Genomic DNA, 25,312 nt, shown 5'->3' with positions numbered 1-25,312 from the left:
ATGAAATCGTCCTTTATTATAGCATTTATTTAGTGGTTGCAATAGTACCAATTGTCTATTCATGCTAAAATAGGACTTGTTCGTTGAAATTTAATCGTTTCTTGAAAAAAAGAAACGAAAGGAGTCTATCATGAAAAAAATACTCGTTGTCGATGATGAACCTTCAATCGTCACACTTTTAACCTTTAATTTAGAAAAAGAGGGCTACCAAGTCGTTTCCGCCTCAGATGGTCAAAAAGCCTTCGACTTGGCGTTGTCAAAACCTTTTGACTTTATCATCTTGGATGTCATGCTGCCGAATTTGGACGGCATCGAAATCACAAAGAAATTACGGCAAGAAAAAATCGAGACACCGATCCTCGTCTTGACCGCAAAAGATGATCCGATCGACCGGATTTTGGGTTTAGAGATCGGGGCTGACGACTACTTGACGAAACCCTTCAGCCCTCGAGAAGTATTGGCTCGAATGAAGGCCATCTTCCGTCGCTTAGAACCTCGTCAACAAGCACGAGAAGAAGATCAACCTGCAGAAATCTTGCAAATCGGCGGAATTCAAGCCGATCTGACCAATTTCCAGGTCAGTGTGGATGGGGAGAAAATCTTCCTGACCCCGAAAGAGTTCGAGCTGCTGGTTTACTTTATGAAACGTAAAGGCCGCGTGATCGATCGCGATACCTTACTCAATCGTATTTGGAATTTTGACTTTGATGGACAAAGTCGCATCGTGGATGTTCACATCAGTCATTTAAGAGAAAAATTGGAAGCTGATCCCAAGCGTCCAGAATACTTGGTGACCGTTCGAGGATTTGGGTATAAATTTCAGGAGCCGACCCAATGAAAAAACGCTATGGCTATGGTTTATGGTCAATCGGTCTATTGCTGATTTTTTTCCTGTGTTGGCAAGTTCTAAGCAGTTTTTACCGTCAGCAAGTCATCGCCCAGCAAGTGGATTTTCTGCAAGAGAAAGCCGCTGTATTTTTGAATCTCTCAGATAACCAAACCGCGGCCTTAGAACAGTTTGCGGATACCTATGTTGAAGACAGCAATAGCCGCATCACTTTGTTAGATGATCAAGGCCAAATCATTTTCGATACTTATGATCATACCCTCCATGAAAACCGCTCCGATCGTCCAGAAGTTCAAGCCGTTTTGCGCGGAAGCGCCGTTGGTCAATCGTTGCGGGAAAGCGACACCTTGCATGAAGAATTGCTTTACGTGGCGATTCCTGTCAAAGAAGATGGAAACTTAACTCAAATCTTGCGGATCGCAGAACCGACTGCTGCTTTTTTTGCGAAAAACCAAGGAATCAAGCAATCGATCTTGATTGTCTATCTTGTCTTTTGTTTCTTGATCAGCCTGCTGATTTTTCACACGCTGCGTCAGCGGAATCGTCCAATCCAAACGATTCTGCCCGTCGTAAAAAAAATGATCACCTCGCCCGATCAACAAGCAATCATTATGCAAGAAACCCCTGAACATGATGAGTTGTATCAACTGATCAATCAGCTGAGCGAACAAATGAGCCAGACCTATCGTGCCTATGCGGCATCTGAACAACAGCTGTACGGCTTGCTCAGTGAACTGATGATCGGTGTCTTTATCATTAATGAAGAAAATCAACTGCTGCTGTTGAATCCGACGATGCAAGAACAGTTGGGGATGGAAAATGCGCCAACCTTGCCGCAGCCCTTCACTGAAGTGATTCATGACACACAACTGATCCAATTGATCTATCAATTTAACGACGAGACCCCTATTTTCCATGCGGAAACCACCCTTAGCGGAGAACGTTCAAAAGTCTTGGATGTTACCTTGCGAAGCTTCCAAGAAAACCAGTTGATTGGTATTTCTTATGACTTGACGCGCATCCGACAATTAGAAAAAATGCAAAAAGATTTTGTCGGCAATGTTTCCCATGAATTAAAAACGCCGGTAACTTCCTTGATTGGGTTTACCGAAACACTGCTGGACGGCGCCAAAGAAGACCCAGAAACATTGCAGACCTTTTTAGAGATCATTCAAAAAGATGCTTATCGCTTGAAAAATCTAATACAAGATATCATCCAACTGTCTCAAGACAGTGATTCTTTCCAGTATGTCGACCAACCGATCAACTTTTCTGAGCTGCTGCAACAAGTCGTTCAAACCTATGGTCCCGCAGCTGCTAAGAAGCAATTGACCTTTCAATTTGAAGGACCCGAACCCTTCATTTTATCTACCAAAAAAGAGCTGCTGCAGCCCATCGTAAAAAATCTGGTAGAAAATGCTGTCACCTATTCAAAACCTGGTGGTGTCATCACATTATCCTATTCAGAGCAAGACGACCAGCTGTTATTTCAAGTGCAGGATCAAGGCATCGGCATCGATGAAGAAGATCAGGAACGGATTTTTGAGCGGTTTTATCGGGTGGACAAAGCCCGCGCCCGCAATTCTGGCGGCACTGGACTTGGGCTGGCTATCGTCAAAGACTATACCAAATTATTAGGTGGCAGCATCAAGGTTGACAGCTTCCCCAAAATTGGTTCTACCTTTACGGTGACTTTGCCGCTTCATGAAAAAGATGATTATTGATAAAAAACAGCCGATAACAGGTGAATAATTGTTATCGGCTGTTTTTGTAGTTGTTTTTCATTACCAAATGAAGCACCAGTCAATAGCATCTTCTTGATGCTTTAAACACAAAAAAAGAAGGAGCATTCTCCTTCTTCGGTCATTCCACTATTCAACATTCGTTACTTCGCCGTCTACACTGCGTTCTACTTTCATATCAGTGATTGGCAAGTAACCTAATTCGATAACGATTCCTTGTTGGACATCGTCTGTCATGATGTAATCAAGAAAGGCTTTGACGTTTGCATCTGGCTCGCCGTTCGTGTACATATGCTCGTAAGACCAGATTGGCCATTTGTTATCTGCAATATTTTCAGGAGTCGCTTCTACCCCATCAAGAGATAGCGCTTGGATCGAATCGTCCAAATAGGATAAAGCAAGGTAGCTGATTGCTCCTGGTGTTTCAGCAACGATTTTACGGACTGTTCCAGAAGAATCTTGCTCTTGTGTTTGAATCGTCTCTGCACCATCTAAGCCCCATTTTTCAAAGGTCGCTCTCGTACCGCTGCCTGATGCGCGGTTGATTACAGAGATTTCTTGATCTGCTCCGCCTAGTTCAGACCAATTCTTCACTTTGCCTGTAAAGATATCGATTAAATCTTGTTGGCTAAGATCCGTAACGCCTGCGTCTTTATTTACCACTGGTGCCATACCAACTACAGCTACTTTATGGTCAACTAATTTGCTGGCATCCACACCATCTTTTTCATCCGCAAACACATCGGAATTGCCGATCGTCACAGCGCCTGCTTCTACTTGACTTAAGCCAGTTCCGCTACCGCCACCTTGAACCGTAATTGTATAATTGGGATTGTCTGCTGAGAAGCTTTCACCTGCTGCTTCAACCAAGGGTTGCAATGCCGTTGAGCCCACAGCTAAAATTTCTACATTTTCATTTGATGCGGCACCTGATGAAGATCCGCCTGATGCTTGACTGCTCTCAGTGCTTGCGCCACCGCTCCCACAGCCAGCTAATAATAATCCAGTTGCAAAAAATAAAAGTCCCAATTTTTTCATTTAGTAAATCTCCTTTCGTTATATGCTTAGTTTAGCAAGGCGGTGTAAACCCTTGATGGATTTCATGTAAAGAATCGATAAAGCGATGTAAATCTTTTGTAAAGTTCGTCGATTGCCTAAAAAAGCCCCCGCTGCATCCATCAGAGGGGGCTTACTTTATCTAACACTTATGAACTAAAGAAACGTTTGTAGAATCAATTGCTTTGCATATAGCGTGTCAAGCGATCCATCGCTTCCACCAAGTTTTCCATACTTGCCGCATAGCTTAAACGAACATAGCCTTCTGCTTCGGGACCAAAGGCGATCCCTGGAATGATTGCTAATTGATTCTTTTCGGCTAAGTCGACACAAAAAGCCATGGAATCTTGGTTGAAACCTGCTGGTATTTTGGCAAAAATGTAGAATGCACCAGATGGCTTCGCCATGTCAAAACCAAGGGCAGTCATCTTTTCAAACAAGTAATCTCGGCGTTCACGGTAATCGGCTTTCATGACTTCTGCATCGTTGATGCCTTCGATCAATGCCCGCACTGCGGCTTTTTGAGAAATCGTTGATGCCGCGGTCACTAAGTATTGGTGGACCTTAATGATCTGAGCAGTCAACGCTGCTGGTGCAAAAATGAAGCCGACGCGCCAACCAGTCATCGCGTGTGATTTCGACAAGCCGTTGATCACGATCGTTTGATCCCGCAAGTATTCAGCAATGGACACATGGGTTTCATCATAAGTCAACTCACTATAAATTTCATCGCTAATAACAAAAACGGGGTATTTTTCTAAAACTTCTGCCAATGCTTTGACTTGTTCTCGGGTATAAACGACCCCTGTTGGATTGCTAGGATAATTTAAAATGACTGCCTTGACTTGCTCCCCATGTTCTTTTAAGGCTGCTTCCAAAACATCTGGCGCTAAAACAAAGTCATTGTCCGTCGTATCAAGATAGATCGGTTGGGCATGGGCTAAATGGATGACTGGTTCATAGCCTGGATAAATTGGTGCCGGTAGGAGAACTTTATCGCCAGGTTCCAACGTGGCTAATAAAGAAGCTGAGATTGCTTCCGTTGCACCGATCGTCACTAATACTTCTGATTGAAAGTCGTAATCAAGCTGATATTTATTTTTCAAAAAGAGGCTGGCTGCTTGCCGAACATCTGCTAAGCCGGCCATTCCAGAATAGTGGCTAAAATTTTGTTCGATTGCTTGGACACCCGATTTTTTCACGTGCTCTGGTGTGTTAAAATCCGGCTCGCCTAACGTTAACTTTAAAATATCAGGAATTGAAGAAACCCGTTCATCAAATTTACGAATCAATGAAACAGCTATATTGTACACTTCGTGATTGAAGCGTTGGCTTACGTCTGCCATAGTATCACTCCTTTGAATTAAGCAAATTCATTCGCTATTGTTGTTAATCCTAACACAAAAAGGCGACAATTTTAAGCAACGGATGAAATTAATCTAATAACCACAATTACGTTTGTTTATTTACAAACAAAAACATTTTATGTTAGTATATAATCAAACAAAAAAGGAGAACCCAAAATGAAACCTTATCAAGAGTTTACCATTTCTGATTATCAGCAAGGATATGTCGAAACAACAACGGATTATTGTTGCGTATTTTGTCAGGAGACCTTCGACAAAGAAGAAATCTATCCCGTTGATGGCGCCTTTTTTACGGCAAAAAAACGAATGATACAACATATCACTGAGCATCATGGAACCGTTTTATCCGCATTATTGGCTTTACCCAAAGAACAAACAGGCTTATCAGAAAGCCAGCAGGAGATTTTACAACTGTTTGCCCAAGATGTTAGCGATACTGTGATTGCCCAGCGCTTAGGTATCTCTTCTTCGACTGTCAGGAATCATCGCTTTAAGCTAAAAGAAAAGCAGCGACAAGCGACTGTTTTTATAAGTATCATGTCCTTGTTGCAAGAAACCCCGTTGCTGCCGCCTCACAAAGGGGCGACGATGCTTGATGATCGCTATGCCATTACGGCTAGTGAAAGAGAAAAGATCATTGCTACTTATTTTGATGAAGCGGGGTTTATCAAACAGTTTCCGAGCAAAGAAAAGCGCAAGATCGTTGTCTTAAGTGTGCTGGCACAAAAATTTGATCCGAAGAAAAATTATTCAGAAGCTGCCGTAAACGATGTATTAAAACAAGCGATCACCGATTATGTCACTGTCCGACGATATTTGATCGAGTATGGATTTATGCAACGGACGAAAGACGGAAAAACTTACTGGCTGACTTAAAACCCAGTCTGTAGTTGGATGGAATTTTTGTTGGTTGGATGGACAGTATCTTTCACAGTTTTGAAAAGTTAACAAGCTCCAGTTTTTTACAAAAAAAGACAAAGTACGAAAACACCCGTACTTTGTCTACTGTCTGAAACGCTGGGACAAGTTCCAGCGTTTATTTTTCTTTTAGAAAGATTTTTTTGATGATCAATTTATCAAATAATTGCGTTTGATTGTCTTGTTCCCCAATGACTTCAGCAGTCACTGATTTGCCGTCTTGTTTTTTGCGCAACTGATAAACAATCTTACCTGTTTCTTTCAATTCGTTCACCATGTCGACGACACCGCCAAAACCTGTTTTACGAGTGATGAAGCCTAACGCCACCATCCGCTCATCTAAATTTTTTGCCGAGATGCTGGCACCGGTGATCAGTGCTTGCCGCATGATTTGTAAGAATTCTTCTAGCCCTGCCACTGGCGGCTGTTCAGGCTCTTCTTCCATCAGCGGTCGCTGACGCAAATAATCTAATTCCTGCAATAACGTTTCGTACTGCTCTTGTGTCAACATGACCCCCGCCACTTTTTCACGATTGAATACATATACTGCTGTTCCTGCTTCTCGCGCTTGATTAAATACATCCATCGGAGATTTTTTTACTTCAGTAATTGAAGTAGTGGGAACATCCAACTTCTTCAGTTCCATAATCAACGTCCTCCTTGTCTCAACGAACACATTATAGCATAAATCCAGAAGCAGATTATAGAGGTATTTCACTGCTCCTAGGAAAAGAAACAAAAAAGCGGCTAATCGCCGCTTTTTTCGATTGATAAGGTCATTGCATTGATGGCAACGATGATCGTACTCATAGACATCAAGACAGCTCCGACTGCTGGGTTCAAAATGATCCCGATTGGTGCGAGCACGCCAGCTGCCAAAGGAATAGCAAAAATATTGTATCCTGCGCCCCACCAGAGATTTTGAATCATCTTGCGCCTTGTTTTTTTCGCCAAAGTCAAGAAGTGCAAGATGTCTTGAGGTTCGCTATTCGTCAAAACGACATCGGCTGAATCGATCGCTACATCGGTTCCAGCTCCGATCGCAATCCCGATCGTCGCTCTTGCAAGACTTGGGGCGTCATTGATCCCATCGCCTACCATTACGACGCGCTTGCCCTCTTTGACATAGTCACTGACTAGACGTTCTTTATCGTCTGGTAACATTGCCGCATGGAAGGCTTCGATTCCTAGGTAATCGGCTACGGCTTGCGCCGCTTCTTGGTTGTCCCCAGTAGCCATAACTGGCGTGATGCCTAAGTCTTTCACTTTTTGAATAAATTGACTCGCTTCTGGTTTCACCTTATCCCCTAATGCGACGATTCCTTCCACTTTGCCGTCATGAACCAAATAGCTAATGGTATTGCCCTGCTCTTGATAATTTTTCAAGGATTTCCCTTGATACTGGATGGTTAATTGCTCCAATCCTTTTTGATTGACGATCAACCACTTTTGTCCATCGATTACGCCTTCCAGGCCAATACCCGTCCTTGTTTGAACATCAGTCGCCTTTTTGGCTGTGATGTTTTCCTTTTCTGCTTGGGCTAAAATGCCTTCTGCGATCGGATGATTGGCGGTTTTCTCAAGACCTGCTAGGTAAGCTAGTACTTCTGATGCAGAAAGGCTGCCTGTCGCCTCGATGCCAGTTACGGTAAACGTTCCTTCTGTTAACGTACCGGTCTTATCGAGGATCAGATAATCAACATGATGCGCATTCTCCAGTGCGTTGCGATTTTTTAAGAGCAAGCCGTTTTTGGCAGCGATCGATGTTGAACGAGCCACGACGAGGGGAATCGCTAGGCCTAACGCATGGGGACAGGCAATGACGAATACCGTGACCATTCGATCAAGAGCAGTCGGTAGGTCAGCAACAAACAGCCATACAGCAAAGACCAAAACACCAGCAACTAAGGCGATATAGAACAACCATTTCGCCACTTTGTCCGAAAGTGCTTCTAAGCGGGATTTATCAGCTTGGGCTTTTCGTACCATTTCCATGACTTTTGCCAAATAGCTGTCTTCGCCAGTCCCTGTGACTTCCATCGTAATGGTACCATTGCCGTTGACAGATCCTCCAATGACAGTACTGCCGATGGTTTTAGGTACCCGTCTGGATTCACCGGTCACTGCCGACTCATCGATCGTTGTTTCCCCTTCAAGAATCGTTCCGTCTGTAGGAATCTTATCTCCTGAGCGAACGATCAGCTGTGTTTTGTTGGTCACTTCTTCTAATGGAATCTGTTCTTCTGATCCATCTGCATTTTTCCGAATCACTTCTTTTGGCAACAGTTCTGCTAATTTCTGTAATGCATTGCCGGCATTAGAAACGGCATTCATCTCGATCCAATGCCCCAACAACATGATCACGATCAGAGTCGCTAGTTCCCAGAAGAAATCCATTACATGAGGAACAGCAAGAAAATGATTAGCGATAAACGCGTAAAGACTATAAAAATAAGAAACCGTGATCCCCATAGCAATCAAAGTCATCATGGCTGGGCTTTTTTGTTTCAATTCCATTTTTGCACCACTTAAAAACGGCTGCCCCCCATAGAAAAACAGGATCGTTCCTAAAATCAATACAACCCAATCTGAGCCGGGAAACGTGAACTGAAAGGGCAATTCGATACCCATCATTGGTGATAAAATGACGATTGGAATCGCCAAAACCAAGGATAGCCAAAACTTTTGCTTAAAATTTCCCATATGCATACTATGATCCATACCAGACATCTCATGATCCATATGACTGTGATCCATGCCAGACATCTCATGATCCATGTGGCTATGATCCATGCCAGACATCTCATGATCCATGTGGCTATGGTCCATACTGGAAACCTCATGATCCATGTGAGCATGGTTACTATCGGCGCTTTCATGCTCCTGCAGTTTTGATGTCGCCCCTTGATGATCCACCCCATTCATCTCATGGCTTCGGGGCTCAGGGACTTCCTCCGCCTGTGGGTGTGTGAGTCCTTCTTGCCCTTTATTATCCTGCTCATTCCTAGGTTCATGCCTATGATGGCTTGACGTCTGACGATTGTCTGCAGGTGACGTTTTTTTCTGATTCATCCTAGTATTCCCCTTCCTATTTCACTGAATATCCGTACAGTCTTGCGCCTTCATACAAAAGCTTCAAGCGGCTGGACTTTCTAGATTTTTCTCCTTATCACTTTAGCGTTTGCATCGCTTATTCAAAAACACCTTGATAACCAGCTTCAGTTATTGCACTGATTAAGGCTGTTTCTGTCACTTGCGACTCGTCAAATTTGACCGTCCCACGAGCTTTTTTCAAGTCGACTTTAGCTTTTTTCACACCCGGTACTTCATTTAAGGCTTTTTCAACTTTTGCGGCACAATGGGCGCAATTCATTCCGCTGATTTGCATATTTTTTTTCATTACTATTCCTCATTTCTTTTAACAGTTTGTTGGCTACTTATTTTGTTGCATGGGTTTTGCATTGGCACTGACCAGGAATACAATTACACGAAATCGCTGCTACTGGCACTTTTTGGTCGACTGCTGCTTGGAGCATCGCCAAATCTTCTGCCGTCAATGCTGCTTCTTGGATCATTTCTGCTAATGTTTGTCCGACTTTTTTGGCACAAATATGAGAAAAAAGATTCTCAGCTGCACTGCGAACAGTGGCTTCTTCTGAAACAAGTGGCGAGTAAACAAACTTTTTCCCTTGGCTTTCTGTTTTCAATACGCCTTTTTTAACAAGTCGTCCTAAAAGCGTTTTGACTGTCGCTGCTTTCCAATTTTTATTTTCGCTTAACAAAGCGGTGATCTCTTTCGCATCGGATTGTCCCAATGTCCAAATCACACGCATGACTTCCCATTCAGAATCGCTGATTTTGATTGGTTCGACCACTGATTGCATTTGTCCACTTCCTTTCATAACTGATTCACATTTTTAAGTTTACATCTGTAATCGTATTTTGTCAAAAAAAAGCATCGCCAAACTTTCTGCATTTTGGCAATGCTTTTTTCTATTTCGTTAAAAATGGTTTGGTTCCAACGTTTAAAAGTGGACCTGATACGTCGTCACAGAGTGGAAGGGTTCTTCTGGGCGCAGCACGATCTCACCAAAGTGGGTGAATTTCTCAGAGCCAGGAACACCTTGTGTTTCGATCGCCATCCCGCCATGTTTGGCAAAAGGACCGGTCTTCATTGGGGCCCCAGCTTCTCCCTCACCTGTTGTGTAAATAACAACAGCAGGACGGTCAGTAGTTACAGTCAGCTGCACTTTTTGATCGGGACTGGTTACTTTCAGATCCCACTCTTGCTCATGATCCAATAAGAATGGATCATCCAACATGGTCGTTCCCATTGGGCGTTCTTGTCTAAAATCAAACTTTGTGCCTGCGACAGGCGTTTTTTCACCGGTGGTCGTCACGTCATCGTTCGTTTCAGCCACATGTTCGGCATTGATTTGAACCAAGTGGTCATCGATCGGCTGTTGGGTATCACCTGTCAAATTGAAATAACCGTGGTTCGTTGGGTTAAATAAAGTCGCTTTGTCTGTGTTAGCGTCATATGCAAGCAATAGTTCATTGTCATTAGTCAACGTATAGGTGACTTGATAACGAACATTTCCTGGAAAGCCGCCGTCGCCATCTTGTCGTGAGGTAGTAAAAATCACGCCGGCTCTGTCTGCTTCCTCAAAAGTTTCAGCGATCCAGATATCCGTGTCAAGCCCCTTTGAACCACCATGAAGCGTATTGCCGCCATCATTGTCCTCCGTTTGGTATTCTTGCCCCTCAACCTCAAAGCGGGTACCTGCGATCCTTCCCGCTACTGGACCGATCGTTGCACCATAATAGCGTGCTTGGCGATGTCCTTCGATCGTATCATAACCGACCACAATGTCGCGGCCTTCTTCTACTGGAACGACCCAATCCAATAAGCGTGCGCCTTCGGGACTCAGCCTTACGATGGTACCGCTATCATTGGAAAGCTCATAAATCGTTCCCATTTTTTCTGAGGTCGTTTGTTTCACATTTGGCATTCGTTCATATCCTTCTTTCTTTGTTTAGTCTGCTACTCTTTTTAAGTATAGCCGTTAAGGGCTAGATCCGTCAATTCAAGACGGACGGATTCAGTAAGCATTCATTTTATGCCGGGCCGTCTTCACACAAATAAAAAGCGGCAAGAATGCCCAACTGGTTGATTGAATCATGGTCAGCTGATCGTGAGAGAAAGTACTAGGAGAAGCGCTGGCTGCTCCTGTCTTTTCTTCAATAATCAATCACATTCGCTTCGCCTGTTGGGCTCCTATGCCGCAATTGTATCGTTTATTTTTTGTGTTTTGCTTGGTAATGTTTTCTCTTTCGTCGCTTTTCTTTAGTCTGAGAAACATTAGCAGCTAAATCTTTGTTTTCTTTTTCTTGATCAGCATTTCTTCTTTCAGCACGTTTAGTTAGTACACTTTGTCTGAATCGCCGATTTCCCAGAAACTTTAACGCACACATGAGTGGTTGACGATTTTCACCGACTAATCCGATCAGCTCAATAAACAGCTCAATTCCAAAACCTGTGCTAATGATTAATAAAACAATCGCTGTATTGCTCGCGTAATTCATTAGTAAAGCAATAAAAGAAAAGACTAATGCTAAGGCATAGATCGTTAACACTGTGCCGCGATGAGAAAATCCTAACGACAACAATCGATGATGCAAGTGCATTTTATCGGCAGAGGAAATCTTCTGTTTATTAAACTTTCTTCGGATCATCGCATAAACAGTATCCGTGATTGGTACACCGAGAATAAACATGGGCGTCAGAACAGAAATAAAAGTTGCGTTTTTCAATCCTTGTAGAGAGAGGACCGAGATCATAAACCCTAAAAACAATGCACCGGTATCTCCTAGAAAAATGGTTGCTGGATAAAAATTATATGGAAAGAAACCGATGATTGCTGCGATCAAAGTAAAAATGACCATTGGTACTTCCACAAAATTCGGCAGAAAGAAATAGCTGATAATCCCTATCGTCGTCAAACTGATAATAGAGACGCCGCTCGCCAAACCATCGAGACCATCGATTAAGTTCACCGCATTGGTAATTGCCAGTATCCAAATCAAAGTCATAGGCAATGCAAACCATCCCAGATCAATAAAGCCAAAATAAGGAATCGTGACTGTGCTGATTTTTATTCCAGCAACGAAATAAATTTCCAGCGCTGCAAATGTCAGACCTATTAATTTTTGCATTGGCGACAGTTCAAATATATCATCGAGCAATCCTGTAATCACCACTATTGTTGCACCTAAAAGAATCGGCCAAACGAAGTCGAAAGGAATCATTGTTCGAAATTCCCAAAGCAGCGCAAAGGAAAAGGCTAAAAAAATACTTAATCCCCCAGCTGAAGGCATAGTCTTCGTATTGATCCGACGCTCTCCTGGACGATCAACTGCACCAATCTTGCAAGATATCAATTTGATGACCGGTGTCAATAATAAAGACACGATCATTGTTATAAATAAGCGCATTACAAATTTGAATGCAAAATCCATCGTTTATTCTCGCTTTCCGTTATTTCTCTTTATTGGTAAATGTATCTTCGATTTTCGAAGAAATCCGCTGAACAGGATCTGTTCGTTCTTTGATTTCTTGTCCTGATACATACTCTTCTACCACTGCGTTGATGATTCCACCCAAGATAATAATCGTCGCAGCAAGATTCAACCAGATCATTAAAACAATAAAACTTCCAATAATTTGATAGCCAATGATTTTCGCAGCAAAGTAACGGGCGTATAAGCCAAACACTTGTGACAGCAACATCCAGCCAATCGTTGCAAAGATCGCCCCCGGCAAAGTCGAACGCAACTTGACCTTTGCATTCGGCACTAACCAATAGATCAGCATCATGATGAACAGCAAAGCAACGATCGTGACTGGCCATTTGACTGTTTGGAACGTATCGATCAGATTGTCTTGAAACTTAAAAATCGGCTGCAAAAAATCAAGAATGATTTTTCCAAGCCCAAATACCATCGTAACACCAACGATCGCAATCATAAAGAGCAGGATGATCACAAATGATACTGCGCGCACCACGATAAAATTGGAACGCTGGTCCACACCGAAGGCTTTGTTCATCGCAATTTGCAAGGCATTGATACTTTGACTCGCAGACCACAACGCAGCCAAGGCGGAGATCGATAACAGTCCGCCAGAGCTTGTGGTGAGGAGGTTTTCGATCGCTGGTCCGATAAAATCATAGATTTGATTCGGGATCAATTCCTGTACATAAGATAAAACCGTGTTCGGATCAATTGATAAATAAGGCAAAAGATTCCCCAGCGCAATCATTAACGGGAAAAGTGAAAGCAATAAATAGTAGGCCACAACGACTGATGTAGTCCCCATTTCTGAATCGGTTATTCTATTTTGCGTTGTTTCAATGAAACGCATCAGCTTTTGATTGCTTTTTACTTTATCAACGATTTTCATGTTTCTTCCTCCGCCAGCGAATCATCTGCCTTTTTTTCTTTGTCATACGTAACAATCAGAAGTCTCCTACCACCAAAATTTAGTAGGTTCCTTCTTCTCCTTGAGAAGTTAAAATTCTCGGACCATCTTTGGTGATCGCCAAACTATGTTCATATTGGCAGCTTAAGCCGCCATCTAATGTATAGGCGGTCCAGCCATTAGGATCCATTTTCATTTTCCACGTCCCTGTATTGATCATAGGTTCGATGGTAATAACCATTCCTTCTTTTAAACGTAACCCTTTGCCGGCTTCTCCGTAGTGAGGGATCATCGGACTTTCATGGATCGTTGGGCCAATGCCGTGTCCTACGAAATCACGCACAACCCCATACCCTTCTTTTTCCGCATAGGTTTGAATGGCATGACCGATGTCACCGATTCGGTTGCCCACTTGGGCTTGTTCGATTCCTAGATACAACGCTTTTTTGGTTACTTCCATTAATCGATCAATCTCAGGCGTCGAGTTCCCTACGACATAACTCCAACAAGAATCAGAAATGGCGCCTTTTAAATCAATACACATGTCGACTTTGATCAGATCGCCGTCTTTCAATGGTTTTTTTCGAGGAAACCCGTGGCAAATCTCATCATTGATACTGCAGCAAGTGGCATATTTGTAATCTTCAAAACCAATTTGGGCAGCGATGCCGCCGTGGCTTTCAATATAATCTCTGACAAACACTTCGATATCCCAACTGGTGATACCTGGTTTGATGAAACTGCGTAATTGTTTGTGGACATCTGCTAACAGCGCGCCGGATTCGGCCATGCGGTCAATTTCTCTGGCAGATTTTAATGTAATCATGTTCTCGTCTCCCTTAATTAAATTCCTCTTATTTTACCATAGAAATCCCTTATTTTACAAAATTCACAGACATTGTAAAGAGTTTTTCAAGTTTTGTTTTCAAACTTTCGTGCATTTGCTATAATCTGTAAGAGAGTTTTCCTTGAGAATAGGAATGAGATTGGAGGAAAAAGCCCATGGCTTTAGCAAAAATCGTCTATGCAAGCATGACGGGGAATACGGAAGAAATTGCGGATATCGTTTCTGAAGCCCTTGAAAATCTTGACATGGAAGTAGAAATGAATGAGTGTACCCAAGTGGATGCAGATGACTTTGAAGATGCCGATATCTGTATCGTCGCAACGTATACATATGGAGACGGGGAGCTACCGGATGAGATCGTCGATTTTTATGAAGATTTGCAAGAACTTGATTTAAGCGGCAAAATCTTTGGAGTCTGCGGCTCCGGTGATACTTTTTATGATGACTTTTGTAAATCCGTTGACGACTTTGAAGCCGCCTTTAGCAAAACTGGTGCGACAAAAGGAGCTGACAGCGTCAAAGTTGACTTGGCTGCAGAAGAAGACGATATTCAAAACTTAGAAGCCTTTGCCAAAAAACTAGCAGAAGCATTCGCTGAATAAAACAAGAAAACCTCTGACAAAATCAATTGATTCTGTCAGAGGTTTATTGTTTGCTTAATGATAACTGATATCGATGGGTGTTTCTCTTGCTAAAATATTATCGGTGGTTTCCGTCATCAGCTTAGCAATCTGATCTTCTGTCGGATGAATGATTCCCGAAGACATCAATGCCGCTAAGCCGGTAGCGACGATCCAGACACCGGTGTGCAAAGATTGTAATTTTACATCAGATAGATCTTGATATTTTGGTTCTTTTTTCACTGATTTCACAAAAAGGTCAAATGAAAACTGTTGCATGGAATCCCCACCACCATGCTCTTCTAAGTATAGCGCTCGGTATAATCGTTTTTCTTTATTTGCAAAGCCAATATAATTTAGCGTTAAGTCAACGATGACATCTCCCCGTCTTTCAACTGGAAAAACTTCTGTCGCTAAGTAGTCGTAAATCTGATTGATCAATGCATTTTTTAAGTCATCCATATTTTTAAATTCTAAGTAGATCGGTTGCGTTGAACATTTCATCTTCGCTGCGATATTGCGTGCGGTAAAACGTGTAAATCCTTCGGTTGCGACAACTTCATAGGCAGCTTTTAAAATCTGGTCTCTAGTAATAGTTTTCTTTCTTGCCATAATTTTTTAATCTCCTTAATTCTGCTATACATCGCTTTCAGAAATACCTTTTACTTATTGTATCATGTTTTTTTAAGTTTGCAAAAAAACTTTTAAAATTATTGCCCTTAGTGTTTCCAGTTTTTCAATTTGAAGACCACTGTTTTTTTGCTCACTTTTTCGTTTGTTTTCAAAAATACTTAGTGCTATCATGAAGACAGTTATAAATTTAGAATAAATGGAGGAATTTTAATGGTTTTACCAAACTTTAATCAGAACCTTGAAAAATATGCCCAACTGATCACTGAAGTTGGCGTAAATGTCCAAAAAGGGCACACGATCGTCATCCAAATCGCCGTGGACCAAGCACCTTTAGCTCGTCTATTAACGAAAAAAGCGTATGAATTAGGTGCAGACGAAGTAATCGTCCAATGGACCGACGATGAGATCCAAAAAGAATTTCTTACTCATGCGGCCGAAGATCGTTTGTCTACGATTCCTCAGCACAAAATTGACCAAACAGAAGATTGGGTTGAAAAAGGTGCAAGCCGCATCAGTGTCGTTTCTGCCAATCCCGATGCGTTAGCGGGCGTCGACTCAGACCGAGTGGCAACCTTCCAAGCTGCTTCTGGTAAAGCGATGATGAAATTACGTCAAGCAACACAAGCCAACAAAGTCAGCTGGACTGTGGTTGCGGCGGCTGGTCAAGATTGGGCCCAAAAAGTATTCCCTGACGCTTCCCCTGAAGAAGCACAAGACAAGCTTTGGGATCAAATTTTCAAAACGACACGTATCTATGAAGAAGATCCTGTCGCAGCTTGGAAAAAACACGATGAAACCTTGCAAGTTAAAGCTGAAGAATTGAACAAAGAACAATTCAGCGCATTACACTATACAGCACCGGGTACCGATTTGATCATCGGTTTGCCTAAAAATCACTTGTGGGAAGGTGCTGGCAGTTACAATACCCGCAATGAAAAATTCATGGCGAACATGCCAACAGAAGAAGTCTTTACTGCCCCAGATAATCGTCGCATTGATGGCTATATTTCAAGTACGAAACCATTGAGCTACGCAGGCACCATCATCTCTGGGATGAAGTTCACCTTCAAAGACGGCAAAGTCGTGGACTTTTCTGCGGAACAGGGCGAAGAAGTGTTAGGCAAACTGCTAGCAATCGATGAAGGAGCAAAATCTTTAGGTGAAGTCGCATTAGTTCCTGATCCTTCCCCTATCTCACAATCCGGCATCATATTCTTCAATACGTTGTTCGATGAAAATGCCTCAAACCACTTAGCGTTAGGCTCCGCTTATGCCTTCAGCTTGCAAGGCGGCACTGAGATGAGTGAAGAAGAACTGGCAGCTGCTGGCTTGAACCGCAGCCAAACCCACGTAGATTTCATGGTTGGCTCTGACCAAATGTCCATCGATGGCATCAAAGAAGATGGCACCACGATTCCTGTCTTTCGCAATGGTGACTGGGCTTAATAAAAAAAGGCTGAGGTGGAGTTGCTCCCCTCGGCCTTCTTTTACATAGAATATTGGAAACCGGCGGGTTTTTTCGTAGTAATCAGCCGGCTTTTTTGATAAAATCTACTTTGATAGTCTTTGATAAGAGAGGATGGATCCGATGACACCAAATCGTGAAGATTATTTAAAGCTCATCTTGGAGCTTGGTGGTGACCAAAAGAAAATCAATAACAAACAAATCGTGTCAGGTCTGGACGTCTCAGCAGCTTCAGTAAGTGAAATGATTTCAAAATTATTAAAAGAAGGCTTAGTGGAACATTCACCTTATCAAGGGGTACAGTTGACTGAAACTGGTTTAGCTTCTGCAAGTGCTCTGATCCGCAAGCATCGTTTATGGGAAGTCTTTCTTGTGGAGCACCTGCATTACTCATGGAATGAAGTTCATGATGACGCAGAAGTTTTAGAACACGTCACCTCGGAAACACTGGCGAGCCGCTTAGAAGCCTACCTTGATCATCCTCGGTATTGCCCACATGGCGGAATGATCCCCGAACAAGGAGAACTCATTCACGAAGGCGAAAAAAACACCATGAGTTCCTACCCGGTAGGAACCAAGATTCGTATCGCCCGTGTCCTTGATGAACGAGAACTGCTGGATTACCTTGTTTCGATCCAATTGAATATTCATGAAGAATACGAGATCATCGATGCGGCAGCATACGAGGGTCCGATTACGATAAAAAATGACACAAAAGAAATTGCTGTCAGCTACAAAGCCGCCAGCACGATTTTTGTTGATAAACTGTAAGGAGTGAAGATGATGGAAAAAAAGGTCCTTTTTACGATTTTTGGCGGTACGGGCGACCTTGCCCAACGCAAACTATACCCTTCTTTGTTTCGGTTGTACAAAAAAGGCGATTTGAAAGAAGATTTTGCAGTCATCGGTACTGCTCGCCGTCCTTGGTCGGATGAACACTATCGTGAAGTAGTGATAGGTACGATCAAAGAATTGAGCGACTCACAAGAGCAAGCAGAGACATTCGCTTCTCATTTCTACTACCAATCACATGATGTAACAGATACGAGTCATTATGATTCATTAAAGGATTTGGCGGAAACCTTAGATCAGAAATACCATTTAGAAGGCAATCAGATTTTTTACTTAGCAATGTCCCCTAATTTCTTTGGGACGATCGTTTCTCACTTGAAATCCCAAGGAATGCTGGATACTGACGGCTACCATCGGGTGATCATCGAAAAACCATTTGGAAGCGACTACGACTCAGCAAAAGAATTGAATGAAGAGATCAATCAAGTCTTTACAGAGCAAGAAATCTACCGGATCGATCATTATTTAGGAAAAGAAATGATCCAAAACATTTCTGCGATTCGTTTTGCCAATAACATTTTTGAGTCGATGTGGAACAATCGGTACATTGACAATGTTCAGATCAATATCGCAGAAAACTTAGGTGTTGAAGAACGCGGTGGGTATTATGATAAGAGCGGCGCCTTGAAAGATATGGTCCAAAACCATATTCTGCAGATCCTTTCCTTATTAGCCATGGAACCGCCAGTGGCTTTTTCTGAAAAAGAATTACGGACGGAAAAAATCAAAGCCTTAAATGCGATCCGTATTTACTCCGAAGAAGAAGTGAAACAACACTTCGTTCGTGGTCAATACGCCAAAGGACAATTAGAAGATAAGGAATTTGCTGGCTACCGAGAAGAAGCCAATGTCGATGAAGAATCGGCAACGGAAACCTTCGTTGCTGGAAAATTCTTGATCGACAACTTCCGCTGGTCCGGCGTACCTTTCTATGTACGAACCGGGAAACGCTTGACGGAAAAAGGCACTCGAATCAACATTGTCTTTAAACAAGTCCCTGTCAATGTCTTTAAGCAAGACCTGAATGAACAAAAGCAAAACGAGAGTTTGGCACCGAATGTGCTGACAATCTACATTCAACCGACAGAAGGCTTCTCTCTTTCCTTGAATGGAAAAGAAATTGGCCAAGGGTTTGAGACATTGCCAGTGAAGCTAGATTATCGGAATAGTACTGAAATCGTCGAAAACACCCCTGAAGCCTACGAAAAATTGATTTTAGATGCTTTGAACGGGGATGGCACTAACTTTACCCATTGGGATGAAGTTGCCCAATCTTGGCGCATCGTTGATGTGATCCGTCACGCTTGGGACCAAGAAACACCTGATTTTCCAAACTATGCCGCAGGAACGATGGGACCCCAAGCTGCCTATGATCTCTTAGCTGCCGATGGTTTTGAATGGATCTGGCGCCCCGATGAATGGTATCGTGAGCGAGATTTACTAAATGAAAAATAAGCAAATGGTCAATTGGATGAGGAAAAAACATCCAATTGGCCGTTTTTCTTTTTTACCAACTGTTTATAATAGAAAGAAATGAGAAACGAAAGGAGCAGCAGACATGAAACAAGTCTTATCGATCGCCGGTCTCGACAGTTTGGCAGGTGGCGGCATGACGGCTGATTTGAAAACATTTGAGGAATTCGGGGTGTTTGGCCATGCCCTATTAACGTGTGTGGTCGCCATCAATGATGATCTTTTGTTCCATGACCTCCCGGAATTTGTGGTTCAAGCACAATTGCATTCCGTGCGCTCGGTCATTTCCTTGGATGCAATCAAAATCGGGCTGCTTCATCAAACGGCCATCATTGAATTGCTGCGGGATTTTTTACAAACATTTACCGGACCGATCGTGCTCGATCCAGTTCTTGCCTTTAAAGAAGGAGATACTGCCTTTAACCACTCCTATCAAGCAGGATTGATCTCATTGTTTCCTTACACAGCATTAGTAACACCTAATCTGCTCGAAGCACAACACTTATCTGGACAAAGCATTACCTCTTTAGCAGAGATGAAAACGGCGGCAAAAAAAATCCATGCGCTTGGTGCCCCAAATGTCCTGATCAAAGGTGGCAGTCGACTAACTGGAGAAAAAGCCTACGACCTTTTATACCACTCTGGGCAATATACTGTTTTCGAAGCAGAAAAAAGTACCCGAACGACTACCAACGGTGCTGGGTGTACCCTTTCATCGGCGATTGCCGCTTTACTTGCCAAAGGCACTTCATTGGAAACAGCTGTTCAAACTGCAAAAGCATTTGTTTGGGCAGGGATCGAAGACGGTCTGCCTTTAGGAACCTCTGGCAACGTCAATCAGCTCGCCTATTTTAAAAAGGAGGAACACCTATGAAAGTAAGAAACCTAACCATGATCGCTATGCTGACGGCACTTACCTGTGCACTTTCTTTGACCTTTATCATTCCTGTTCCACAAACGAAGGGCTTTGTGACCTTATGTGAAGCAGGGATCTATATCTCGGCCCTTTTGTTCGGACCTAGCGCCGGGGCCTTCGTAGGCGGAATGAGCGGTGGCATCATTGATTTTCTATCAGGCTATCCTGAATGGGCCTTCTTTTCCATTGTGATCCATGGTGTACAAGGCTGGATCGTGGGTAGAATGAACCATCGACCACTAGCAGCCGTTATTGTTGGCAGCTTGATCATGATTGCCGGCTATGCAGCAGCAACAGTTTTACTATTCGGTTTAGGGGCAGGGATCGCCTCAGTTCCAAGTAATTTGATCCAAACGGTCTTTGGCAGCATCGTTGCTTTACCGCTGACCCATGCCTTACGCCGCACGAAAAAGTTTTCTTTAAATGAAAGGTGATTCTCATGACAGATATCAATCAATTAAAAACGGATTTAACTACGATCGTTGAAGAAGTCATTACGACAGCGAACGTTGATGAAAATGATCTTTTTGTTCTCGGCTGTTCAACAAGTGAAGTGGTTGGTGGCTTGATTGGCAAAAATTCCAGTCAAGAAGTAGGCATGGTTATCGTTGAAACACTACGAGCGATCTTGCGTCCCAAAAATATTCATTTAGCCGTTCAAGGCTGTGAACATCTCAATCGGGCTTTAGCCGTTGAGCGTGAAACGGCTCGACTATATCAATTAGAAGAAGTCGCAGTAGTGCCCCAGCTGCATGCAGGCGGTGCTTGCTCAGTTGCGGCTTTCCAGTTGTTCGATGAGCCTATCGAAGTGGAGCACATTGTGGCCAAAGCGGGTATCGATATCGGCGACACAGCGATCGGTATGCATGTCAAACATGTTCAAATCCCGATCCGTCCCTCTATCAAGACCCTTGGCGCTGCCCATGTCACAGCTCTGGGATCACGGCCCAAATATATCGGTGGTCCTCGTGCTCATTACGCATAATAAGCGAATCGTATAATGAGCGAAAAACCATCTTCAAAAGGAAAAAGCATGCTTCGGCGTGCTTTTTTTGTGTCAACGTTCCTGCTATTGCCTCTCCTTTCCTTCCTTAAAAGTGCTCTCCTTTCACTATTTTCTCCGCTCCATCTTATGGCAGCTTTTTCTACTTCAAATTCTGTTTCCTTTCTTGCGTAAAAAGAGCGGCAGTTGTCGCCTTCCTTTTGTCATAAATTCGTCACAATTTCATCACAAAAAGAAAAGAAAGATACCAGTAAGCCCGTAAATTTCTTTTTTCTTTCCTTGATAGACTGAATGTAGCAAGAATCGAAAAGTGGAAGGAAGAAAAATATGAAAAAAATCGCCATTATTTTTGGAGGCAATTCACCGGAGTACGCCGTTTCTTTAGCCTCAGCAACTAGCGCAATCGAAGCACTCCAATCATCTCCCGATGACTATGACCTCTCTTTGATCGGGATCGCCCCAGATGCTATGGATTGGTATTTGTATACAGGAGAACTGGAAAACATCCGACAAGACACGTGGCTGTTGGATACGAAACATAAACAGAAAATCCAGCCGCTTTTTGAAGGAAACGGCTTTTGGCTAAGTGAAGAGCAGCAAACGTTGGTACCTGATGTTTTATTTCCCATTATGCATGGCAAATACGGGGAAGATGGCAGTATCCAAGGATTGTTTGAATTGATGAAGCTGCCTTATGTAGGCTGCGGGGTGGCAGCCTCTGCCTTATGTATGAACAAATGGCTGCTGCATCAAGCTGCAGCAGCCATTGGCGTACAAAGTGCTCCTACGATTCTCTTGACAAATCAAGACAACCAGCAAAGACAAATCGAAGCCTTTATCCAGACCCATGGCTTTCCGGTTTTCTTTAAGCCTAATGAAGCTGGCTCCTCAAAAGGGATCACAAAAGTGACTTGTGTCGAAGAAATTGCTCCTGCCTTGAAGGAAGCCTTCGCTTATTGTTCCGCAGTGCTCTTACAAAAAAATATAGCTGGCGTTGAGATTGGTTGCGGTATCTTGGGCAACGACTCTTTGACTGTCGGTGCTTGTGACGCTATTTCATTAGTAGAAGGCTTTTTCGATTTTGAAGAAAAGTACCAGTTGATTAGCGCCAAGATCACCGTTCCTGCACCATTGCCTGAAACGATTGAAACCAAGGTCAAAGAACAAGCTCAGCTGCTCTATCACAGTCTTGGTCTTAAAGGACTTGCTCGCATCGACTTTTTTGTCACGGATCAAGGAGAACTATACTTGAATGAAATCAATACTATGCCGGGCTTTACGAGTCACTCCCGCTATCCTGCCATGATGGCAGCAATCGGCTTATCCTATCAAGAACTACTACAAAAACTGCTTGTCTTAGCAAAGGAGGAAGGCAAATGAATCCCTATCTACAGTTAGTTAGCAAAGAGTTTCCATTAGAAAAAAACCAAGAGCCGCCCCACCTCGTCCTTGCTGCTTTTAGTGAAGAAGAAGTTTACTTGCAGCCTGAAGCAGCCAAACAATGGGAACGCCTCGTCAAAGCCTTAAAACTTGAAAACGAGATCTGCTTATTAGACGGCTATCGAACCGAAAAGCAGCAACGGCATTTATGGGAATATTCCTTAAAAGAAAATGGATTAGCCTATACGAAACAATTTGTGGCGTTGCCCGGCTGCAGCGAGCATCAGTTAGGCTTAGCGATCGATGTTGGTTTAAAAGCCCAGCAAGGTGATTTGATCTGCCCACGGTTTCGTGACAGCGCAGCGGCGGATTTATTTACACAGGAAATGATGAACTACGGATTTATTTTACGCTATCCCGCAGACAAACAGGAGACTACAGGGATTGGCTATGAACCATGGCATTTTCGTTATGTCGGTCTGCCTCATAGTCAAATCATCGCCAGTCAACAGTGGACATTGGAAGAATACTATCAATATCTTGAACAAACCGCGAGGCAGTTCGCATGAAGAAGAATCAAGGAATTGAGCAGTTTCGGGTGATTTTAGCGATGATGGTGGTCGCGATCCACTGTCTGCCCCTTCATCGATTGTGGCCCGATGGTGATATCCTGATCACATTGACTCTTTTCAGAATCGCCGTCCCCTTCTTTTTTATGATCAGCGGGTATTATGTGTTCAGTGATTTAGCCACCCAAAACAGCTATCCTGCCAGACAACGTATCTGGTTATTTATCAAAAAACAGCTGCAAGTCTATCTCATTGCCACACTGCTCTTTTTGCCGCTTGCTTGGTACAGCGGCATACTAGGATTGAACATGCCACTAGACACTTTTATTCAAACTTTGCTAGTCAACGGCATTCTTTACCATCTTTGGTATTTTCCTGCGATCATTACCGGCGGTCTACTAGTGATGGGCCTCTTGACACGTCTTTCTTTCAAGCAGGTGTTTTTCATTGCTGTCGGTTTGTATGTGGTTGGTTTAGGTGGGGACAGTTGGTCTGGACTGGCTGCACAAACACCCATCACGCCACTCTATTCACTGATTTTCCAACTATTGGATGGAACTCGCAACGGCATTTTTTTTGCTCCCTTATTTTTGATCTTAGGGGTACTAGCCAGAAGATTTGCCAAAAAACCTGCTTCTCCCCATCGCTATAGTTATCTGATGATTAGTCTTATTTGCTTGCTTCTGGAAAGTTATCTCTTGCATCACTTTACTACACCTAAACATGACAGCATGTATGTCTTTTTGCCCTTCGTTCTCTTGTTTTTATTTCCGATCATTCAGCAATGGCAAGCACCCGTGATCTGGAAACAAGCGGGTCGTCTGTCCCTTTGGCTCTATTTGCTCCATCCTTATACCATTGCAGTAACCCATTTTCTTAGTCAGAAACTGCCCTTGCTTCAAAACAATCTAATCAATTACTTCGTGGTCTTAGGATTGACCATCGGGTTGATTTATGGTCTCTTTGCTTTGCAAAAGCTGTTCCCGTTTCCAAAAAAAACGCCGCTCCACTTGCAGCGGGCAGCCAAAGAATTCTCAGCCCCCGCCCTGTTGCACAACTTGCAGGAAATCAAACGAGTGATTCCATCCACAACAAAAGTGATGGCGGTGGTTAAAGCAGATGCCTATGGTTGCGATGCACAATTGGTCGCTCGTACCTTAGAAAGAGTAGGCGTCGATTTTTTTGCTGTTGCCACCATAGAAGAAGCCATCGAATTACGGCGAGCTGGCATTAAAAGTCGCTTACTGATTTTAGGGTACACTTCTGCCCAACGTGCCAAAGAGCTGAACCGATATTCCTTAATTCAAACAATCGTCAGTGAAGCGCATGGACAAGCGTTAGCCCGAACAGGCCTTCCAATCGAATGCCATTTAGCGGTAGATACCGGCATGCATCGTCTAGGCGTTGCCCCTGACCTTGAAACAGTTAGAAGGCTTTATGCCTTGCCATCCCTCAAGATCACAGGCATTTTTTCCCACCTAGGCTCTTCAGATCAGCTAGATACGGCAAGTATCTTACGGACACAAGCCCAAATCATTTGTTTTGATGATCTATTGGCTGGCTTATCCGCTAGAAATATCGCCTATGGTCTGACGCATCTGCAAAGCAGCTACGGCATTTTGAATTATCCAGAGAAACACTATGATTATGTGCGCCCAGGTATTCTTTTAACTGGTTCATTGAGTGTCTCGAATGAACCAACAAAACAGAAGATAAACGTACAGCCGATTCTGACCCTAAAAGCTTTACTAGTGGACAAAAAAACAGTCGCCGCTGGTGAAGCGATCGGCTATGGACTAGCCACTGTTTTTGATCGACCTACCACGATTGGGATCGTTAGTATCGGCTACTGTGACGGAGTCCCCCGTGCCCTATCAAATCAAGGATTCCAATTGTCTTATCAAGGGGTTTTACTCCCGCAGGTTGGGTTGGTTTGTATGGATATGCTCTTGATCGATTTAACGGACTATCCAGAACTGGCGGTCGAAAGTTGGTTAGAAGTAATCAGCGATTGGACGAATACAGCTGATCAAGCACAAACCATTCCCAATGAATTGATCAGTCGACTAGGTTCCCGCGTCCCTTCAATGTCAAAGTAGAAAACGAATGCATTCGCTTACCGATTACGGTATGATGTGGGTAGA

General features: G+C 43.3%; 24 protein-coding genes. 13 read left to right on the top strand and 11 right to left on the bottom strand.

Annotated features, from left to right (window positions below; translation table 11 throughout):
• Window positions 1-130 precede the first annotated feature (130 nt).
• Both ACIPK1_RS07355 and pnpS read left to right on the top strand, forming a co-directional pair.
• The gene (locus ACIPK1_RS07355) at window positions 131-838 is read left to right on the top strand and encodes a response regulator transcription factor (protein ID WP_005228895.1); all 708 of its coding nucleotides are present in this window, start codon (window positions 131-133) and stop codon (window positions 836-838) included.
• Window positions 835-2,571, top strand: a complete 1,737-nt coding sequence (pnpS, locus tag ACIPK1_RS07350; protein ID WP_400450397.1) for a two-component system histidine kinase PnpS — start codon at window positions 835-837, stop codon at window positions 2,569-2,571. The genes ACIPK1_RS07355 and pnpS overlap by 4 nt, the downstream gene beginning before the upstream one ends.
• 147 nt (window positions 2,572-2,718) lie before the next feature.
• Here pnpS and ACIPK1_RS07345 read toward each other — a convergent pair whose 3' ends face one another.
• Together ACIPK1_RS07345 and ACIPK1_RS07340 are read right to left on the bottom strand one after the other, a co-directional pair.
• Entirely contained in the window at window positions 2,719-3,627 is a 909-nt protein-coding gene (locus ACIPK1_RS07345) for a phosphate ABC transporter substrate-binding protein PstS family protein (RefSeq protein ID WP_016608721.1), read from the bottom strand.
• Window positions 3,628-3,821: 194 nt separating this feature from the next.
• A complete protein-coding gene (locus ACIPK1_RS07340) occupies window positions 3,822-4,991 on the bottom strand; it encodes a pyridoxal phosphate-dependent aminotransferase (RefSeq protein ID WP_400450395.1) in 1,170 nt (389 codons plus the stop codon).
• Between the two features lie 177 nt (window positions 4,992-5,168).
• On the opposite strand from ACIPK1_RS07340, the gene ACIPK1_RS07335 reads away from it, so the two are divergent.
• Window positions 5,169-5,888: a DUF2087 domain-containing protein gene (locus ACIPK1_RS07335; RefSeq protein ID WP_061053872.1), complete on the top strand. Its 720-nt coding sequence runs from the start codon at window positions 5,169-5,171 to the stop codon at window positions 5,886-5,888.
• A gap of 160 nt (window positions 5,889-6,048) precedes the next feature.
• Here ACIPK1_RS07335 and ACIPK1_RS07330 read toward each other — a convergent pair whose 3' ends face one another.
• The 8 genes from ACIPK1_RS07330 to map all read right to left on the bottom strand — a co-directional run bounded on the left by ACIPK1_RS07330 (window position 6,049) and on the right by map (window position 14,236).
• Window positions 6,049-6,576, bottom strand: a complete 528-nt coding sequence (locus ACIPK1_RS07330; protein ID WP_005237249.1) for a type II toxin-antitoxin system Phd/YefM family antitoxin — start codon at window positions 6,574-6,576, stop codon at window positions 6,049-6,051.
• Between the two features lie 101 nt (window positions 6,577-6,677).
• Complete coding sequence (locus ACIPK1_RS07325; protein ID WP_400450393.1) at window positions 6,678-9,002, bottom strand: heavy metal translocating P-type ATPase; 2,325 nt, start codon at window positions 9,000-9,002, stop codon at window positions 6,678-6,680.
• Between the two features lie 118 nt (window positions 9,003-9,120).
• Window positions 9,121-9,330 carry a copper chaperone CopZ gene (gene copZ / locus ACIPK1_RS07320; RefSeq protein WP_005237251.1) on the bottom strand — a complete coding sequence of 70 codons (210 nt, stop codon included), beginning with the start codon at window positions 9,328-9,330 and terminating at the stop codon, window positions 9,121-9,123.
• A gap of 37 nt (window positions 9,331-9,367) precedes the next feature.
• Complete coding sequence (locus ACIPK1_RS07315; protein WP_008377382.1) at window positions 9,368-9,814, bottom strand: CopY/TcrY family copper transport repressor; 447 nt, start codon at window positions 9,812-9,814, stop codon at window positions 9,368-9,370.
• Window positions 9,815-9,955: 141 nt separating this feature from the next.
• Complete coding sequence (locus tag ACIPK1_RS07310) at window positions 9,956-10,942, bottom strand: aldose epimerase family protein (protein WP_061053870.1); 987 nt, start codon at window positions 10,940-10,942, stop codon at window positions 9,956-9,958.
• 286 nt (window positions 10,943-11,228) lie between these two features.
• Complete coding sequence (locus ACIPK1_RS07305) at window positions 11,229-12,449, bottom strand: glycosyltransferase family 4 protein (RefSeq protein WP_061053869.1); 1,221 nt, start codon at window positions 12,447-12,449, stop codon at window positions 11,229-11,231.
• A gap of 19 nt (window positions 12,450-12,468) precedes the next feature.
• Window positions 12,469-13,392 carry a YihY/virulence factor BrkB family protein gene (locus ACIPK1_RS07300; protein ID WP_005237256.1) on the bottom strand — a complete coding sequence of 308 codons (924 nt, stop codon included), beginning with the start codon at window positions 13,390-13,392 and terminating at the stop codon, window positions 12,469-12,471.
• 79 nt (window positions 13,393-13,471) lie between these two features.
• Window positions 13,472-14,236, bottom strand: a complete 765-nt coding sequence (gene map / locus ACIPK1_RS07295; protein ID WP_008377375.1) for a type I methionyl aminopeptidase — start codon at window positions 14,234-14,236, stop codon at window positions 13,472-13,474.
• 176 nt (window positions 14,237-14,412) lie between these two features.
• Here map and ACIPK1_RS07290 point away from each other — a divergent pair, with 176 nt between their 5' ends.
• Window positions 14,413-14,859: a flavodoxin gene (locus ACIPK1_RS07290; RefSeq protein WP_005237258.1), complete on the top strand. Its 447-nt coding sequence runs from the start codon at window positions 14,413-14,415 to the stop codon at window positions 14,857-14,859.
• A gap of 54 nt (window positions 14,860-14,913) precedes the next feature.
• Here ACIPK1_RS07290 and ACIPK1_RS07285 read toward each other — a convergent pair whose 3' ends face one another.
• Complete coding sequence (locus ACIPK1_RS07285) at window positions 14,914-15,489, bottom strand: TetR/AcrR family transcriptional regulator (RefSeq protein ID WP_005228861.1); 576 nt, start codon at window positions 15,487-15,489, stop codon at window positions 14,914-14,916.
• Between the two features lie 231 nt (window positions 15,490-15,720).
• Between ACIPK1_RS07285 and ACIPK1_RS07280 the strand changes: the two genes are divergently transcribed.
• From ACIPK1_RS07280 to vanT, 9 genes are all read left to right on the top strand, one after another.
• Window positions 15,721-16,956 (top strand): aminopeptidase, encoded by a 1,236-nt coding sequence (locus ACIPK1_RS07280; protein ID WP_008377373.1) that lies wholly within the window; start codon window positions 15,721-15,723, stop codon window positions 16,954-16,956.
• A 142-nt stretch (window positions 16,957-17,098) separates the two neighbouring features.
• Complete coding sequence (locus tag ACIPK1_RS07275) at window positions 17,099-17,746, top strand: metal-dependent transcriptional regulator (RefSeq protein WP_008377371.1); 648 nt, start codon at window positions 17,099-17,101, stop codon at window positions 17,744-17,746.
• 9 nt (window positions 17,747-17,755) lie between these two features.
• Window positions 17,756-19,282, top strand: a complete 1,527-nt coding sequence (gene zwf / locus ACIPK1_RS07270) for a glucose-6-phosphate dehydrogenase (RefSeq protein ID WP_008377369.1) — start codon at window positions 17,756-17,758, stop codon at window positions 19,280-19,282.
• 103 nt (window positions 19,283-19,385) lie between these two features.
• Window positions 19,386-20,174 (top strand): bifunctional hydroxymethylpyrimidine kinase/phosphomethylpyrimidine kinase, encoded by a 789-nt coding sequence (thiD, locus tag ACIPK1_RS07265; protein ID WP_400450388.1) that lies wholly within the window; start codon window positions 19,386-19,388, stop codon window positions 20,172-20,174.
• Entirely contained in the window at window positions 20,171-20,650 is a 480-nt protein-coding gene (locus tag ACIPK1_RS07260; protein ID WP_005237264.1) for an ECF transporter S component, read from the top strand. Before thiD ends, ACIPK1_RS07260 begins: the two co-directional genes overlap by 4 nt.
• A gap of 5 nt (window positions 20,651-20,655) precedes the next feature.
• Window positions 20,656-21,201, top strand: a complete 546-nt coding sequence (locus ACIPK1_RS07255; RefSeq protein WP_008377364.1) for a TIGR01440 family protein — start codon at window positions 20,656-20,658, stop codon at window positions 21,199-21,201.
• A 345-nt stretch (window positions 21,202-21,546) separates the two neighbouring features.
• Window positions 21,547-22,599: a D-alanine--D-serine ligase VanC gene (gene vanC, locus ACIPK1_RS07250; protein WP_194188534.1), complete on the top strand. Its 1,053-nt coding sequence runs from the start codon at window positions 21,547-21,549 to the stop codon at window positions 22,597-22,599.
• On the top strand, window positions 22,596-23,168 hold the full coding sequence (vanXY, locus tag ACIPK1_RS07245) for a D,D-carboxypeptidase/D,D-dipeptidase VanXY (RefSeq protein WP_194188533.1): 573 nt from the start codon (window positions 22,596-22,598) through the stop codon (window positions 23,166-23,168). Before vanC ends, vanXY begins: the two co-directional genes overlap by 4 nt.
• On the top strand, window positions 23,165-25,267 hold the full coding sequence (vanT, locus tag ACIPK1_RS07240) for a membrane-bound serine racemase VanT (RefSeq protein ID WP_400450386.1): 2,103 nt from the start codon (window positions 23,165-23,167) through the stop codon (window positions 25,265-25,267). The genes vanXY and vanT overlap by 4 nt, the downstream gene beginning before the upstream one ends.
• Window positions 25,268-25,312 lie beyond the last annotated feature (45 nt).

Source organism: Enterococcus sp. NPDC086594 (genome assembly GCF_044746145.1).
Classification (GTDB): domain Bacteria; phylum Bacillota; class Bacilli; order Lactobacillales; family Enterococcaceae; genus Enterococcus_D; species Enterococcus_D entomosocium.
The sequence above is the reverse complement of the archived record's forward strand: the minus strand, read 5'-3'. Positions and strand labels throughout refer to the sequence as shown.

Excerpts from the sequence above, each read along its gene's own strand:
- ACIPK1_RS07355 (WP_005228895.1), top strand. The coding sequence starts at position 131 with ATGAAAAAAATACTCGTTGTCGATGATGAACCTTCAATCGTCACACTT.
- pnpS (WP_400450397.1), top strand. The coding sequence starts at position 835 with ATGAAAAAACGCTATGGCTATGGTTTATGGTCAATCGGTCTATTGCTG.
- ACIPK1_RS07345 (WP_016608721.1), bottom strand. The coding sequence starts at position 3,627 with ATGAAAAAATTGGGACTTTTATTTTTTGCAACTGGATTATTATTAGCT.
- ACIPK1_RS07340 (WP_400450395.1), bottom strand. The coding sequence starts at position 4,991 with ATGGCAGACGTAAGCCAACGCTTCAATCACGAAGTGTACAATATAGCT.
- ACIPK1_RS07335 (WP_061053872.1), top strand. The coding sequence starts at position 5,169 with ATGAAACCTTATCAAGAGTTTACCATTTCTGATTATCAGCAAGGATAT.
- ACIPK1_RS07330 (WP_005237249.1), bottom strand. The coding sequence starts at position 6,576 with ATGGAACTGAAGAAGTTGGATGTTCCCACTACTTCAATTACTGAAGTA.
- ACIPK1_RS07325 (WP_400450393.1), bottom strand. The coding sequence starts at position 9,002 with ATGAATCAGAAAAAAACGTCACCTGCAGACAATCGTCAGACGTCAAGC.
- copZ (WP_005237251.1), bottom strand. The coding sequence starts at position 9,330 with ATGAAAAAAAATATGCAAATCAGCGGAATGAATTGCGCCCATTGTGCC.
- ACIPK1_RS07315 (WP_008377382.1), bottom strand. The coding sequence starts at position 9,814 with ATGCAATCAGTGGTCGAACCAATCAAAATCAGCGATTCTGAATGGGAA.
- ACIPK1_RS07310 (WP_061053870.1), bottom strand. The coding sequence starts at position 10,942 with ATGCCAAATGTGAAACAAACGACCTCAGAAAAAATGGGAACGATTTAT.
- ACIPK1_RS07305 (WP_061053869.1), bottom strand. The coding sequence starts at position 12,449 with ATGGATTTTGCATTCAAATTTGTAATGCGCTTATTTATAACAATGATC.
- ACIPK1_RS07300 (WP_005237256.1), bottom strand. The coding sequence starts at position 13,392 with ATGAAAATCGTTGATAAAGTAAAAAGCAATCAAAAGCTGATGCGTTTC.
- map (WP_008377375.1), bottom strand. The coding sequence starts at position 14,236 with ATGATTACATTAAAATCTGCCAGAGAAATTGACCGCATGGCCGAATCC.
- ACIPK1_RS07290 (WP_005237258.1), top strand. The coding sequence starts at position 14,413 with ATGGCTTTAGCAAAAATCGTCTATGCAAGCATGACGGGGAATACGGAA.
- ACIPK1_RS07285 (WP_005228861.1), bottom strand. The coding sequence starts at position 15,489 with ATGGCAAGAAAGAAAACTATTACTAGAGACCAGATTTTAAAAGCTGCC.
- ACIPK1_RS07280 (WP_008377373.1), top strand. The coding sequence starts at position 15,721 with ATGGTTTTACCAAACTTTAATCAGAACCTTGAAAAATATGCCCAACTG.
- ACIPK1_RS07275 (WP_008377371.1), top strand. The coding sequence starts at position 17,099 with ATGACACCAAATCGTGAAGATTATTTAAAGCTCATCTTGGAGCTTGGT.
- zwf (WP_008377369.1), top strand. The coding sequence starts at position 17,756 with ATGATGGAAAAAAAGGTCCTTTTTACGATTTTTGGCGGTACGGGCGAC.
- thiD (WP_400450388.1), top strand. The coding sequence starts at position 19,386 with ATGAAACAAGTCTTATCGATCGCCGGTCTCGACAGTTTGGCAGGTGGC.
- ACIPK1_RS07260 (WP_005237264.1), top strand. The coding sequence starts at position 20,171 with ATGAAAGTAAGAAACCTAACCATGATCGCTATGCTGACGGCACTTACC.
- ACIPK1_RS07255 (WP_008377364.1), top strand. The coding sequence starts at position 20,656 with ATGACAGATATCAATCAATTAAAAACGGATTTAACTACGATCGTTGAA.
- vanC (WP_194188534.1), top strand. The coding sequence starts at position 21,547 with ATGAAAAAAATCGCCATTATTTTTGGAGGCAATTCACCGGAGTACGCC.
- vanXY (WP_194188533.1), top strand. The coding sequence starts at position 22,596 with ATGAATCCCTATCTACAGTTAGTTAGCAAAGAGTTTCCATTAGAAAAA.
- vanT (WP_400450386.1), top strand. The coding sequence starts at position 23,165 with ATGAAGAAGAATCAAGGAATTGAGCAGTTTCGGGTGATTTTAGCGATG.